Genomic DNA, 266 nt, shown 5'->3' on the forward strand with positions numbered 1-266 from the left:
TTCTCTTGGTCAGCCTGGTCCCGATTGGCCAGCACCCGCTTAGGCGCCACCATGTTTTCGGCATTGATTTCACCCACACCGATGAAATCACGTTGCTCACCGGCCGTCAGCCGAACCAATGTACCGGCATCAGGCACACGGCCGGCCTGAACTGGCTGGCCATTGAGCACATAACTGGCGACACCCGGCACTAAATTCACTTCCGGCAAATCCTGTACCGCGGAGTCTGTTGGCAACAGCAGCGGATCCAGCAGCTCTGTGGGCTG

General features: G+C 58.6%; 1 protein-coding gene. It reads right to left on the reverse strand.

Features of this window, described 5'->3' with window-relative positions:
• Positions 1-266, reverse strand: a 266-nt coding sequence (locus ACYP03_RS26485; protein ID WP_459782737.1) for a tRNA pseudouridine(55) synthase TruB, incomplete at both ends; no start/stop codon positions are given.

It is taken from the genome of Photobacterium sp. R1 (genome assembly GCF_054600795.1).